Source organism: Chryseobacterium sp. AG363, from assembly GCF_003610675.1.
Lineage (GTDB): Bacteria > Bacteroidota > Bacteroidia > Flavobacteriales > Weeksellaceae > Chryseobacterium > Chryseobacterium cucumeris.
Map to the genome: position 1 here is coordinate 1 of NZ_RAQF01000009.1, position 14,113 is coordinate 14,113.

The 14,113-nt window shown below is 37.5% G+C and carries 9 protein-coding genes; 2 read left to right on the top strand and 7 right to left on the bottom strand.

Features of this window, described 5'->3' with window-relative positions; all coding sequences use genetic code 11:
* Positions 1 to 305 precede the first annotated feature (305 nt).
* The 7 genes from DEU39_RS23605 to DEU39_RS23635 all read right to left on the bottom strand — a co-directional run bounded on the left by DEU39_RS23605 (position 306) and on the right by DEU39_RS23635 (position 12,546).
* Positions 306 to 683 carry a VanZ family protein gene (locus tag DEU39_RS23605; protein ID WP_120233584.1) on the bottom strand — a complete coding sequence of 126 codons (378 nt, stop codon included), beginning with the start codon at positions 681 to 683 and terminating at the stop codon, positions 306 to 308.
* Positions 658 to 1,035, bottom strand: a complete 378-nt coding sequence (gene gcvH, locus DEU39_RS23610; protein WP_047098621.1) for a glycine cleavage system protein GcvH — start codon at positions 1,033 to 1,035, stop codon at positions 658 to 660. Before gcvH ends, DEU39_RS23605 begins: the two co-directional genes overlap by 26 nt.
* A gap of 105 nt (positions 1,036 to 1,140) precedes the next feature.
* Positions 1,141 to 8,172, bottom strand: coding sequence for a cell surface protein SprA (gene sprA / locus DEU39_RS23615; protein ID WP_120233585.1), 7,032 nt, complete (start codon positions 8,170 to 8,172; stop codon positions 1,141 to 1,143).
* A 57-nt stretch (positions 8,173 to 8,229) separates the two neighbouring features.
* Positions 8,230 to 8,814, bottom strand: coding sequence for a Holliday junction branch migration protein RuvA (gene ruvA, locus DEU39_RS23620; RefSeq protein ID WP_120233586.1), 585 nt, complete (start codon positions 8,812 to 8,814; stop codon positions 8,230 to 8,232).
* A 226-nt stretch (positions 8,815 to 9,040) separates the two neighbouring features.
* Complete coding sequence (locus DEU39_RS23625; protein WP_062672487.1) at positions 9,041 to 11,329, bottom strand: NADP-dependent malic enzyme; 2,289 nt, start codon at positions 11,327 to 11,329, stop codon at positions 9,041 to 9,043.
* A gap of 16 nt (positions 11,330 to 11,345) precedes the next feature.
* Positions 11,346 to 12,197 carry an ATPase gene (locus DEU39_RS23630; RefSeq protein ID WP_062672485.1) on the bottom strand — a complete coding sequence of 284 codons (852 nt, stop codon included), beginning with the start codon at positions 12,195 to 12,197 and terminating at the stop codon, positions 11,346 to 11,348.
* 85 nt (positions 12,198 to 12,282) lie between these two features.
* Positions 12,283 to 12,546 (bottom strand): hypothetical protein, encoded by a 264-nt coding sequence (locus DEU39_RS23635; RefSeq protein WP_062672483.1) that lies wholly within the window; start codon positions 12,544 to 12,546, stop codon positions 12,283 to 12,285.
* Positions 12,547 to 12,911: 365 nt separating this feature from the next.
* Between DEU39_RS23635 and DEU39_RS23640 the strand changes: the two genes are divergently transcribed.
* Both DEU39_RS23640 and DEU39_RS23645 read left to right on the top strand, forming a co-directional pair.
* Complete coding sequence (locus DEU39_RS23640) at positions 12,912 to 13,370, top strand: GtrA family protein (RefSeq protein ID WP_062672481.1); 459 nt, start codon at positions 12,912 to 12,914, stop codon at positions 13,368 to 13,370.
* Positions 13,371 to 13,373: 3 nt separating this feature from the next.
* Positions 13,374 to 14,111 carry a lysophospholipid acyltransferase family protein gene (locus DEU39_RS23645; RefSeq protein WP_082798740.1) on the top strand — a complete coding sequence of 246 codons (738 nt, stop codon included), beginning with the start codon at positions 13,374 to 13,376 and terminating at the stop codon, positions 14,109 to 14,111.
* Positions 14,112 to 14,113: the final 2 nt, after the last annotated feature.

Genomic DNA, 14,113 nt, shown 5'->3' on the forward strand with positions numbered 1-14,113 from the left:
AAACTCAATAACCAGAACCTCATCATTCATCATTAACCACTTATCATTAACGACTCCTACCCTAGCCCTGATAGAAATGGTTACCCCGCAGCTTGCGTCGGAGGGTGGGTTTTTGGTGTGGGACCTTCGGCTTCGCTCAGGGTGACAGCGTTGGAGTGCACGGGCGCGAGGAGTAGGAATGGATAGCAGGAATTAACTCCTGAAAAAATTGGAGAGTTGGAGGGTTTGAGAGTGAAAAAGTTTAAATGTACTGGTGAAGAGGGAATAAAAAATAGATATAAAATCGTGATGATTTGAAAGGCGTGCTAAAAGAAACGCTTGATTAATAACTTATAGGTATAATATCCTAACAGACATCCGATCGTATCTGCTACGATATCTAAAGTTTCCATCGATCTTCCCAATCCCATTTCTTCCTGCAGGATTTCGGTGAGGAAAGCATAAATAAGGATGAGCTGGACAAAGTATGAGAATTTTATTTTGGGAAAAGCAGCAATGAAAGAGAAACCCAGTGCTGCAAATATGCTTACATGCAAAACCTTGTCGATACCGCTGAACATGAACCAATATTCATGGTTTTCTTCTCCCGGCTTGAGAAGCATATAAGTAAGAAATGCCCAATAAATGGGCAGTATCTTACTAAATATTTTTGAAATCTTATCCAATGATCGCTTTGTAATCATCTGCAGAAAGTAACTCTGACTGATCTGCTCCATCAGCAATTTCCAATTTGATGATCCATCCGTCTCCATAAGGATCTGTATTTAACAGTTCAGGCTGATCTTCTAATTCTGAATTAAACTCGATAACTTTTCCTGAAATAGGTAAGAATAGATCTGAAACAGTTTTTACTGCTTCTACACTTCCGAAAACATCTCCTCCATTAAGATCATCATCTACAGTATCTACATCAACGTAAACGATATCTCCAAGTTCTCCCTGTGCGAAGTCTGTAATACCGATTGTAGCAACGTTACCTTCGATCTTGATCCATTCGTGATCTTTCGTGTACTTTAATTCTGATGGTGTGTTCATTTTTAAATTTTTATTTTGTACAAATGTATTCAAAAATATAGTAGCTTCAAATATTGGATATAAAAAAAGTCCTTCAAATGAAGGACTTTTATGTTTGTATTATTTTTAGAATCCACCTCCGGAATCTCCGAATGTAAATGTGGCTGAGATACCTGCTCTGACCGTAGACAGCGGGAATGCTGTGGAGATCTTATATTTTGAGGTCATCTGTTCGTAGAATACTCTCAGATTCAGATTCTCGGAAACATTGTAATCTGCGGAAAGTTTAATGTTCATGAGTCTCTGTCCTCCTGTAACCTGGGCATCATTTAACAGAATATTCATAATAGATGTTTTACTGTCTCTTAATGAAATATCTCCTCTGATGTTAAGGTCACTTCCTTTTCCTCTTGTTCCTCGACCTCTGATATTAGCTGTTCCCAATCTGAAGTTTCGTACAATATAACCAAGTCTTACTACATATTCTGTATTGGCATCTTCGGTAAGCGTCTGGTTCACTAATCCCAGTACCATCATTCTGGTTCTGTTGTACTGTATTCCGAACTGCATATTGTTTCTCATGGTAACATCTACTCCGATAAGTGGTGAGAAAGATTCTACATATCCCACCTGTGCGAATGTATATGGGTTAATTTTATCACCACCATTTTTGTCTATATTACCAGCATTATCTACTGTCTGATAATATCCATTCGGATTACCATGATAATCCACATTGCTTTGAATACCTGTCGCTGTATAAGTGGCGGTATAGGCATGTAAGATATCAAACTTCGAGAACTGTCCGCTGATCATCGGGATATTCTTTAACCCGGAATAGGTAATTCTCCAGTTTGGTAACGGGAATCCTGATTTTTTAGGATTGCCCATAGGCGTCACTGATTTTCCTTCCATCGCTGCTCTAAAGGCAGGAATCAATACATAGGCATTTCCAATGCTGTAATGCTTAGCAAATCCGTTGTTATCCAATACGGCTCCCGGATCTCCCAGCTGTTGAGAAAGAGCTCTCGCATTTTCTCTGATCGCCTGATAAACTGCCTGCCCATCTTTAAATGATGTACCAAGAAGCGTTGTTGTATTGGAATAGGTTATCATTTCGCTGGCAAATGTAAAATCTGTATCAGGAACTCCACCATTGGTATAGTTGAATCCTGTATGGGAGAAGTTACTGTTAAAGGTATGCAACACATTAAGATCTACTCTTAAATCGTTCATTGGTATCACCTGTAGGTCGGCTCTCAATTCTTTGGTCGACATTCTTACATAAGGATCTGTCATGTATTTAGAATCACTAACCCATCCGTTTTCCATTACTGTTCTTCTGATATCTGCCTGTGATCCTAAAAGGAATCCCAGTGTCGGACCTCCCAATGTCTGTCCGTATCCATACCAGTTTGGAGCTGATATTAATCCCGGAAGTACTGTTCCATTCGTTTCGTTATAACTTACGTTTAGCTGTTTGAAAGAAGTTAAGAAGAATGCAGTGCTTTGAAGTGGAGTAAGCTTATTCTTAAATTTATATTTCTTATATCGGTATCTGTTTTTCTCCCATTGTTTCGAATATACATTATTCAGAGAGTCCATCTCCTGTCTGCGTTTCTGAAGTTTGGCATTAATATTTTTGAAATAATTAAACTGGCCAAAGAACTTCGGAAGATCCGCAGAAGCTGTTGCCTGAATCACATTGGTATTTTGCCCAATGGATCCTAAACTCGTTGTTTTATTATTGTTAGGATCTACAAATCCAAGCAATGAGGTAGATCTTGCAGCCCAGTTATAAGTAAATCCATATCCTACTTCCGCATCAATGAAATCCAGATAAGGCAAATATTGGAATGGTAGTTTATAGTTTAACTGTGCTCTGTGATTATACAATACCGGCCTTCCTGCTCTGAATATATTTCCGAAAATCGATTTGCTGTCCATCGAATTTACATCCAGATTGTCATTTAATGTTCTGGTTGCGGAATTGATTTCCAGTTTTAATGATTTTGTAAAATTGAATCCTAATCCATACTGCCATCCAAAGAAGAAGTTTCTGTTTCTGATGGCATCGAAATTACTGTTCATATCGCCATTAAGGATTGCTTCCACATTTCTGAACTCAAGCTCGTTGTAGTTTCTGTCGATTTCAGTTCTGAAAGAGATTCTTGTAGGAATTGGATTGATATTGAATTCTTTTACCCATCTCAGATACTTTGTCGATTTTGCCGTATCACTGATCATCTTGTTGAAAGGTTTCAGCACCCACGGTTTAAAGGTGTAGTTATAATCAATATACCCTCTCAGATACTGTCTGTAATTTCTCTTGGTATAGATATCTCTGAAATAGTCATCGTTATAAACAGCAGTTACTGATACGTTTTCAATATCATAAAACTTAGGCTTTTTATTTGGATTTACTCTTTCTTTATGCATGTTAACGAATCCTATACTTCTCTGTTGAGTATAGGTTCTCGCTACTTTTTTCAACTGATCTTTATTTGGTGCCTTATTAAATTCTACATCGGTATCCAGAGGATTGTACTTTGGATCTTCAATAGTCTGCGAGTAAGAATAGTTTAAAGGAATTTTCACCCCTGTTTTTTCCGGAAGGAATTTATCTACATTGATCGCCGTATTGATGCTGAATGCAGATTGAGTAGACTGTGTTCTTTCAGCAGGTTTTGAATCGATATTTCCGAAACCAACTGAGGTATAAGAGGCATTGGCATTCACTGTTGCCAGGTCTCCCATATTGAAGTTTAAGCTGGCATTTCCTGCATATCCACCATCATTCTCAATTTCAGAAAGACGGATTTCGTTAACCCAAAGAACTCTTGTTATGGTAGAGTTTGTTCTTGGATCTGCATTTCTTACCCCAATCATAATGGTGGTAATATTTCCTAAACTTGGTCTACCTTTGATATAAATATTTTTATAAGGTTCCTGATATCCTGTGTCAACGGTTCTATTTGTAATAGCAACACCAGATTTATCTCTTCTGATCTTTGCATCTACAAAGTTCTGAACATCAAAATCAACTTCGTTTTCCATTGGCCAGATCTCCATAGGAGCTGTTGCTGTTGTAGGAGTCATTCTTAAAGATGATTCATACTCGTAATAGTTATCAGTAGCATCGCTTCCGAAACGAATAAAGAATTTGGTATTCTCATCCAATCCAATCACTCTGTTCAATGGATCGTGAGCATGTACAAACAACTTCAGCTTTTTGTATCTTCTCATATCCAATGTTGTATTTTTGAATACTCCTCTTGCCTCAGTTTTAAGGTCTTTCACTTTCATGTAAAGTGATGCTTCATTCTGTCTCTGCGCTCCTGCATTTCCACTCAATACCTGTCTGTCAATTCCCGGAGGCAATACATATGGAGGTTGGTTCAATGCATTTTCTTCAATATTTACACTTCCTATTTCAAAGTTTGGATCTGTCACAGTTCCGGTTCCTTCGTCGAAATTAGGAACATTTACACTGGCAATTTTACTGGTATATTTTCTCCAGTCTGATCTTACAAGATCCATTGTTCCGAATCTCAGAGTAGAGGTCTGATCAAATCCTGCAAGCATTAATCTTGCAAATCTTACATTATTTAGTACTGCATCTTCGTGTGTTCCTTCTGCCGGATCATAATTCGCTACAGGAATTCTGAATAGGTACCATTTAACATCTGAACTCTGTCCGTTCTGGAATGTTGCTTTTACTGTTTTTACATCTACAATATTATTCGTGCCAAGTGACAAACTTGGCTGGTCAAGCTTTATAACATATTGGTTATAATTTTCAGTCTGATCCAGATTGTAATCTTTGTTGATATCTTCAGCATCCGGAGTTTGCGAAGCTACATTCAGAGAGTTTGCTTCTGAGTTTCCTTCAGGGTTTCTGAAATATTTATATCGTTCCACTACTGAAGCTGCCTGACTTCCTGTAAATTTATCAGAAAGATAGAATACGAAGTCATCCACTGCAGGGTCAGCAATATTGGTTACGGGGTTTACAAAAGTATTTCCGAATCTCATCGCTTCCTGATCAGAAGTAAGACCATCATATCCGGCATCCTGTGTTTTTCTTTCATCTCCTTCTGTAGAGAATGCATATAAAATTGGTGGCTGTTTTGGTTGTGTTCCCCAGTTTGAATTCGTTGTAGAAGAAGGATTACCTGGAGTTGGAAGTCCGTTTTCATACTGCATTTTTCCATCTTTCAATACATCTTCTGAAACGTTTCCTAAGTGAAGTAAAAGTTTTGGATCAGTACCCAGCGTTTTACCATCTGCATAAGGGTCCATCATCCAGAATTCAACATATTCAATGTTTGAAGTAACAAAGTTGGGAACACTGATCGATCTCATGATCCCCGCCCATCTGCTTTGTGGCTGTTCTGTTAACGGGTTTACGTTGTATGGTCCTTTTTCTTTAGGAAAATATGAAATATCGAAAGTATTCGTGAAGGTTTGTTCTCCTGCTACGAAATCTCTGTTATTATAAATCTCCGAATATTGTACTCTTCTGGAAGCGTGATTGGATACAGACTGTGGAGTAATTCCTGCCGGAGCTTTTCCTCCCACTCCCCAGAATCTAGGGTCAATATTATACCATGTTAATAATCCTCTTCCATATCCGCTTGTTAGATCATCATTGGCCGGTACAGTGTTAAATGGCGGCAATGTATTTTTTTCCGGTTTTGAAGCAAGGCTCCATGCTGCCGGCTCTTTTAATGATATTTTAGAAGTTGTTTGTTCAAAATCGTCAATGTAAGATTGATTATTTGTTCCTTTATTCAAGCCAGGTAACAAGTAGGCCGCTTCCATCTTGAAGTTTAAGTTGGATGGAGCTTCGGTTTTCACCATCGGAAGTTTGTTGGTAAGTCTTGTAAGATAAGGAGCCTGATTGTTATACATCAGGTTGATCCCTGCCATGGTATTGTTTACCGCTTCCTGGCCAAAGTTTACTTTCTGAGTCAATGGAGATTCAGAGTAATTGATTACTGTTCCTCCCAAGATAAAGTTTTCACTGAATCTTCTTTCTAAGTTTAATCCTAAGAATCTTTTCCTTTGGGTATTAAATGTCAACTGGTTTTCCAGTGAAATATTGATCGCCTGTCCGGACTGTTTTACATTTTCATTGATGATGGTAACCGTACCAAGCATATAATCTACGGTATAATCAACTCCTTCTGTAAGCTGTACCCCATTTGCAGCCACTTTTACTGATCCCTGAGGAACGTTTACAGCACCCAGAGAAATACCTTGTCCCTGAACACCTTTGTAGCGTCCTTCCATGGTATACCTCTGCGCAAGGTTACTGGAAATCGCCTGTTGTTTTTGTTTGGTATAAAGATCCTGAAAAACATATTGAGGATCACTTGTACCTAATTTTGATTCCAGATATTTACCGAAAGGCTGCACTTTGGTAAAGATGACTCTTCCTGTTTCCGGTCTGATGGTAATTCCATTCACAAAGTCGAAAATACCATCTCCCTTACTTCCGTCTTTATTGTTTTGAATATCGCCGTTCATATTGAGACGGTCCCAGTTAAATAACTTCAATAAGTTCTGATCTTTTACAGGAGTGTCCGGAAGATAATTTACCTTACCTCCAGTTTTTGGATCTCGGTAATAGACGTTAAGGATAAATCCATCCGGAGATACCTGTCCTGCATCTATAGAATAGATATTCTTCATCATCAGATCCCACATCGGAGACTGCGTATTCACCTTATTGTTTACTCTCAATACTTTGGTAATCAACACCGGGCTTTCTTCAGAAAATTCCCCTACTTTGTATACTTTATTGCTTCCATTAACGGTGTATGAGTAAGAAACGGCTAAAAGCTGCTGGTCATTAAGCTTCTGATTTAATGAAATATATCCCAACTGTGGCTGGAAAGTAAATTCATTACTGTTCAGCTTTCTGGCTTTTGTATTGTAAATGAATTGTTCTCCGTTATCGTAAGGAGCGGGATCTCCAGGAAGCACCTGCCCCTGGAAAATAGTTCCATAGTTCTTACCTGCTTCTCTGGTTCCTGCTACCGATGAAACAGCATCATAAAGACCGTTCAGCGAGTTATCCGGCAGCGTAACTCCTCCGGGTCCTTCTCCAAGGTCTCTGATCCCGATAATACTTTTCTGATATGCCAGATTACTGTTCCCCTGATCCAATACCCAGACTTCCATTCTGGTAATGTTGATGGTTGAGTTGATCTGCGGATAATTAAGTAAGGCATCATCATACTTATTCAGGAAATAATGTCCTATAAAGAAGTGTTGGTTTTCTTCGTAGTCAATGGCGTTGACTTTAAAATTGTTCATCACACCACCTCCCTGTACTACAATATTACGGGCTTCACCCTGCTGCTGGGAAAGAACTACGGTTCCAAATGTTTTTCCTAACTGGAATTCTGTTTTCACCCCGAACAGTGATTGTGAACCACGGATAAGGCTGGTTGAAAGCGGCATGTTTACATTACCAAATTCAACTCTTTTGATGATTTTATCTTCTCCTCCTTCATTAGGTTTATCTACATTTCCAAGCCCTTTGCTCTGAAGATCTTTCCAGCTTCCTTTTGCCTGCCATACAAGATTCATTCTGTTTTCAAAAGCAAAACCACTCTGGGTATCATAATTAGCCTTTAACTGAAGGTTTTCCCCTACTTTTCCCAATAATCCCAACTGAATTCTCTGATCAATATCAAAGGTAAAACTGGTCCTGTTCTGAGGCAGGATCATTGGGTTATCTATTTTCTGGTAAAGTCCTGCAAAATCCAGGGATGCATACCCTGAAGGGATGATTTCAATTTTATTACCTCCGAAAATGGTTTCGAAAAGCTTGTTATTGATCATTACAGAAGGAATAAGTCCTTTTCTCCTTGCATCTGATTTATCTTTTCTGAAAAGAAGATTGTACTTATCTGATTTTTCCTTATAGTAAGCTCTGGTCTGACTGGCAAGCATATATTCTTTATATTCTTCCGGAGACATGGCTGTAGGAGGACCTGTAATGGTATTTCCGATTTTTGGATATACATAGTACATCCCTGTTTTTATGTCGTAATAGGCTTCATACCTCGTAGGGTCGGCCACTTCATATTGTTTTCTTATGATCGCTGTATCTTTCTGTGCCTGCCCAAAAGCACTCACAGACATACACAGGAACGACAGGAACAAAAATATGTTAAGATGCTTAATATTCGCCACCAAATGTTAAATGTTTTTTAAGATTTGTTTAACCAATTCTTCTACCGAGATGGTTGGATTTTGTTTGATAATTTTATCCGCAATCTTCTCGCTTGTTCGTTTAGGAATGCCTAAAACTTCTAATGCAGATAACGATTCTTCCTTAATTTTATTATCCACCATCACAGAAATATTCGCGTTTGGATCGCTGTATTTCTGTACTTTATCTTTAAGATCCACAATAATTCTTTCGGCAGTTTTTGCACCAATTCCTTTTGCTTTTTGGATCAATGCACTGTTTCCGGAAAGTATAGCCGAAGCAATCTCATCAAGACTCAATGTTGACAACAGAATAAGGGCTGAAACAGCTCCTACTCCATTAACGCTTATTAACAGATTGAACATTTCTTTTTCTGAACGTGTGTTAAATCCAAAGAGAAGATGAGCATCTTCACGAATGATCTGCTGAATAAATAAAAAGGTCTGCTGATTCAAAACCAGCGTCTGTGAGGTCATCAAACTGATTCCCACATAGTAACCAACTCCCTGAACATTGATGACAGCGTAGGTAGGCGTAAGTTCTTGAACAGTGCCTTGTAAAGAAAATATCATTATTAATTTTTAAAACTCCCAAATATAGCAATTTAAACTAATTAATGTTTTCATTTGATGTACGAATGATTTTTAACTTAAATTTCAAATAAGAATTCAAGGAATTAACAGAAAAACAAAAGACTCCAAAATATGGAGTCTTTTTACTATCTGAACACGGTTTACAGTGTCATTTTTTAAATAAGAGAGATGGATTACTGTTTCCAGTTATACCGCTCATTCTATATTACGATTTCTTTTCTCTCCTTTGAGCATCAAGAACAGCAATGGTAGCAAGGTTTACGATCTCATCAACGCTCGAACGCATCTGAAGTACGTGTACCGGCTGCTTTAATCCCATTAAGATAGGTCCGATAACCTGTGCTACTTTCATTCCTCTCAGGATTTTGTAAGAAAGGTTTGCACTTTCCAGATTCGGGAAGATGAATGTGTTGGCAGGAGTAGTTCCTAATTTTGAGAATGGATAATCGCTCAAGTGATCTGCATTCATTGCAAAGTCTGGCTGAATTTCACCATCCACAACCATTTTCGGATATTTTTCATGAAGGATTCCTACTGCTTTCGCTACTTTCTTGGAAGTTTCAGAAATCGCAGCAAAGTTTTCAAATCCAAGCATTGCAATTCTTGGTTCAATGGCAAAAGATTTTACTGTAAATTCTGCCATTTTAGCAATATTCACAAGATCTTCTGCTGTAGGGTTTTGATTGATAGAAGTATCTGCGAAGAAAATAGGTTTCTTTTCAGACAGGATCATCATCATTGCCGCTACTTTATCTACTCCTTTATCTTTTTCAATAACTTCTAAAACAGGACGTAAAACGGAAGTATAGTTTTTAGAGAATCCTACAATAAGTCCATCCGTATCACCATGCTTCAGCATCAAAGGCCCGAAATAGTCTCTCTGGCGTACATATCTTTTCGCTTTGTACTCGTTCATTCCTTTTCTCTGGCGAAGTTTCCAAAGGGTTTCTCTGTATTTTTTTCTGTTTTCTTTCTGATCGTCATCACTTGGATCAATGATAGGAACATCCAGAGTAATTCCGTAACGTTCCATCTGCTCCTTGATGTATTTTTTGTCTCCTAAAAGACTTGGGTAAGCAATTCCTTCTTCATAAAGAATCTGAGCCGCTTTCAAAACATTGTATTCTTCTGCATTTCCAAGGGTAATTCTTTTCGGATTGGATTTCGCACGGCTCTGCATCATTCTTACCAATCTTTCATCTCTACCCATTCTGTCTAAAAGCTGGTGCTCGTATTCGTCAAAATCCGTAATGGTTTTTCTGGCAACACCACTTTCAATAGCTGCTTTTGCCACAGCACTTGATACTTTTGTGATCAGTCTGTTATCAAATGGTTTCGGAATGAAATATTCTCTTCCAAACTGAAGATTCTGAACATTGTATGCTAAAATTACAGCTTCCGGCACCGGTTCTTTGGCAAGATCAGCAATAGCGTGTACAGCAGCCAGTTTCATGGCTTCATTAATTCCTGTAGCCTGTACATCCAATGCTCCACGGAAGATATAAGGGAATCCCAATACGTTGTTTACCTGGTTAGGATAATCACTTCTTCCCGTTGCCATGATCACATCTTTACGGGTTTCCAGTGCAAGGTCATAAGCAATTTCCGGATCCGGGTTGGCAAGAGCAAATACAATAGGATTTTCATTCATGCTCTGCAACATCTCAGGAGTCATTACGTTTCCTTTTGACAATCCTACAAAAACATCAGATCCTTTTACAGCATCTTCTAATGTTTCGATATCTGTCTGAGCGATGAAATCCAGTTTTTCAGGAGTAAGGTTTTCTCTTTTATGATTGATTACTCCTTTACTGTCACACATCAGGACGTTTTCTTTTTTCAATCCTAATGAAATATAAAGTTTGGTACATGCAATAGCTGCAGCTCCAGCTCCATTCACTACCATTTTTACTTTATCAATATCTTTATTGGCAATCTGCAGAGAGTTGATCAATGCAGCCGCCGAGATAATGGCTGTTCCATGCTGGTCATCGTGCATCAAAGGAATATTCAATTCCTCTTTCAGTCTTTGTTCTATATAAAAAGCTTCAGGTGCCTTAATATCTTCAAGATTGATACCTCCAAAAGTAGGAGCAATCCCTTTTACAATTTCAATAAATTTATCCGGATCTTTCTCATCGATCTCAATATCAAAAACGTTGATATCTGCAAAGATCTTGAATAAAAGCCCTTTCCCTTCCATTACCGGTTTTGAAGCCTCAGCACCGATATCTCCCAGTCCAAGTACGGCAGTACCGTTAGAAATTACTGCTACCAGGTTTCCTTTTCCTGTATAATCATATACAGTTTCCGGCTTATCATGAATTTCCATACAAGGAACTGCTACTCCCGGAGAGTAAGCCAATGACAAATCTCTTTGAGAAGAGTGTGGCTTTGACGGGATCACTTCAATTTTTCCTTTGGGTTCTGCTTTATGATAATCTAGCGCTGCCTGGCTAAAGTTCTTTTCGTCACGATTGTTGTTACTTGACATAAAATTTTGTTTTTTGTTAAAGTATATATTTAATGTGGTAATCTACTAAGCTTTCAATTGGTTTCTGCACAACATGTCCCACATTTAAATTAAGTTCTGTAGCTACAGAACGTAATGTATTTTCATAATAATAAGCGATGGAACCGATAAAATTGATCTCGGCATCATGCGCTTCCTCATAAGGAAGAACCTGATATTCGAAGAAACTTTTCATTTCCTCAAAAACCATGTCTTTGAAATAAGGATGATCTTTTCTTTCGATTACAAATTTGGTAAAATTCGCCAGATAGGCGTTTGGCCTCGGAGTATGATACATATTTTTCAATGCATCTTCCACGGTAAGCTGATAATCTGCTTCAAATTCTTTATGAAGATCTGCAGGCAGTTTTTTCATAAAATATCTGCGCACCAATTGCTTTCCGATAGCACTTCCACTTCCTTCATCCCCAATCAGGAATCCTAGTGAAGGCAGTTCTATCTTTACATTTTCACCGTCAAAAAAACAGGAATTTGATCCTGTGCCAAGAATGCACACAATAGCAGGTTTCCCACTGTATGCCGCATAAGCTGCAGCCATCAGGTCTTCCTTCACAATAATCTCCGCTTTTCCAAAAACCTTTTTCAGCTCTTCCTCTATGGTCTCGCAGTTTTTCTTCACACCGCATCCGGAACCATAAAAAAAGACTTTGGTAATTGAATTTTTAACCGATATCAGATTGCTATTCTTCTGTATTTCAGGAGCGATAAGTTCTCTGTTGATAAAATTCGGATTGAAACCGATTGTTTCTGTTTTCAGAAAAACTTTCTTAAAGTCATCAAGTATTACCCAATCCGATTTAGTAGAACCACTATCTACAATAGCAACCATATTTTAGATTTTAATTTAAGGGTGCTAAATTATGAATTTATCTTCAATTAGCGTTTAAAAACAACCTGGAAGCTGTCTAAAATCATTAATGCTTGATTTGTGTTTTTTTTTCGTTGAATTGTATAAGCCAATCTTCTATTTCATCTTCCAGATAGGAAGTCTGTAATACCATTGCATTGATAAAATCATCAGGTACCGGTTCTCCGCTGGAGTTTTCAAGATTCCACAATTCGTCTGACATATTTTCATATTCTGAATACACTCTTTTGAAGCGGGAATTTTCTTTCTCAAGAGCCTCAATATTTTTCTGTTGAAGCTGGAATTTTCTGTATTTGTTTTGACGTTTCATACAAATATTATTAAAAAATGGGTCATAAAATGTTTGGAGTATATACGCTTAACCGCGTACTACAAGATAGAAAAAACCATCAACACAAGGAGTTGAAAATGAATTTATTATCAGGTCTTAATTACATCATTCTGAATATTAAAATTAGAAATAATTTTTATTAAAAAAAATATTTTAACAACTTTTTTCAGTGTTTAACATATAGTTATAAATTTGCATATTCATATTGTAAAGCCATGGGATTATTGAGATTTCAAAACCATTAGTATCAGAGGGAATTCGCTAAGGTGTTTATCTGCTGAGATATAAACCCGCCCGATATGCTATCCAATATGTACAAACATTTTTAGTTTTATAATCATTAAATGAAAGAAATACTCTTACGCCAGAAACAGGTTTTGTTCTTCATCATTGCAGGAGGACTGAGTGCCATTGTAGAAATAGGAAGCTTTAAGATTTTCAGCACCTATCTTCCGCACTTCTTTGTAAAGGAAACCAACTTTTATGGGGTACATTATCCTTTAAGTAACATTTTTTCCACAAGCTGCGGTATTATTACCAATTACTTTCTGAGCATCTGGTTTGTATTTGAAAGAGGAAAACATTCAAAGAGAAAAGAGTTTGCTTATTTTATGGTGGTCTCCTTTTTTTCAACATTACTTAGCTTAGGCTTTTTCCAAATATTCTATAGTTTCATATTTAAAGATAATATCAATTTATTTTTTTATACCTTGAGCCCGGAAATGATCAGCAAAATTGCAGCAATATTGCTGGTTTCTATTCTGAATTATTCGATAAAGAAGAAAGTAATTTTTAACGGTTAAGCTGTGACAAAAATTTTAAATTATCTCTGGAGATTCTGGTTGCTTCTGTTGGCATTTTTTCTGACAGTCAGCATTGGAATCCCCGTTTACATTTTATCCTTTAATAAAAAGCATTATAAATACGGTTATAAACTTGTCAGACTCTGGTGTTTTGGCATGTTTTACGGAATGGGCTTCAGGTATGATTTAATTAAACTTTCAGAACAGAAAAAAGACAAGAATATACCTTACGTATTTATCTCCAATCATACGTCCATTATGGATATTATGCTTGTATGCATTCTCTTCCCTGATCATCCAATTTGCTTTGTAGGAAAAAAAGAACTGGTAAAAATTCCGATTTTCGGAACCATATATAAAAGGATATGTGTAATGGTAGACAGAGCCAGTGCAAAAAGTCGTGCAGATGTATACCGCAGGTGTGCTGAGAAAATGGAAGAAGGCAACAGTATCGCGATTTTTCCTGAAGGCGGTGTGCCAGATGATACTTCAATTATCCTGGATGATTTTAAGGACGGTGCATTTATGCTGTCTTCAAAACATCATTCTCCTATAGCTGTTTATACCTTTGTGGGACTCAAGGAAATGTTCCCTTTTGAAAACTCAAAAGGCTTTCCCGGAAGAGTAAAGGTATATTTTAATGGAATCATTGAGCCTACAGATTCGCCAAAAGACTTAAAGGCAGAGGCTTATGAGAAAATAAAAAAAACCTTAATCAGGTATTCCGTTGAAAGGAAATAGTT

Coding starts and splice junctions, on each gene's coding strand:
- DEU39_RS23605 (WP_120233584.1), bottom strand. CDS start 683: ATGATTACAAAGCGATCATTGGATAAGATTTCAAAAATATTTAGTAAG.
- gcvH (WP_047098621.1), bottom strand. CDS start 1,035: ATGAACACACCATCAGAATTAAAGTACACGAAAGATCACGAATGGATC.
- sprA (WP_120233585.1), bottom strand. CDS start 8,172: ATGTCTGTGAGTGCTTTTGGGCAGGCACAGAAAGATACAGCGATCATA.
- ruvA (WP_120233586.1), bottom strand. CDS start 8,814: ATGATATTTTCTTTACAAGGCACTGTTCAAGAACTTACGCCTACCTAC.
- DEU39_RS23625 (WP_062672487.1), bottom strand. CDS start 11,329: ATGTCAAGTAACAACAATCGTGACGAAAAGAACTTTAGCCAGGCAGCG.
- DEU39_RS23630 (WP_062672485.1), bottom strand. CDS start 12,197: ATGGTTGCTATTGTAGATAGTGGTTCTACTAAATCGGATTGGGTAATA.
- DEU39_RS23635 (WP_062672483.1), bottom strand. CDS start 12,546: ATGAAACGTCAAAACAAATACAGAAAATTCCAGCTTCAACAGAAAAAT.
- DEU39_RS23640 (WP_062672481.1), top strand. CDS start 12,912: ATGAAAGAAATACTCTTACGCCAGAAACAGGTTTTGTTCTTCATCATT.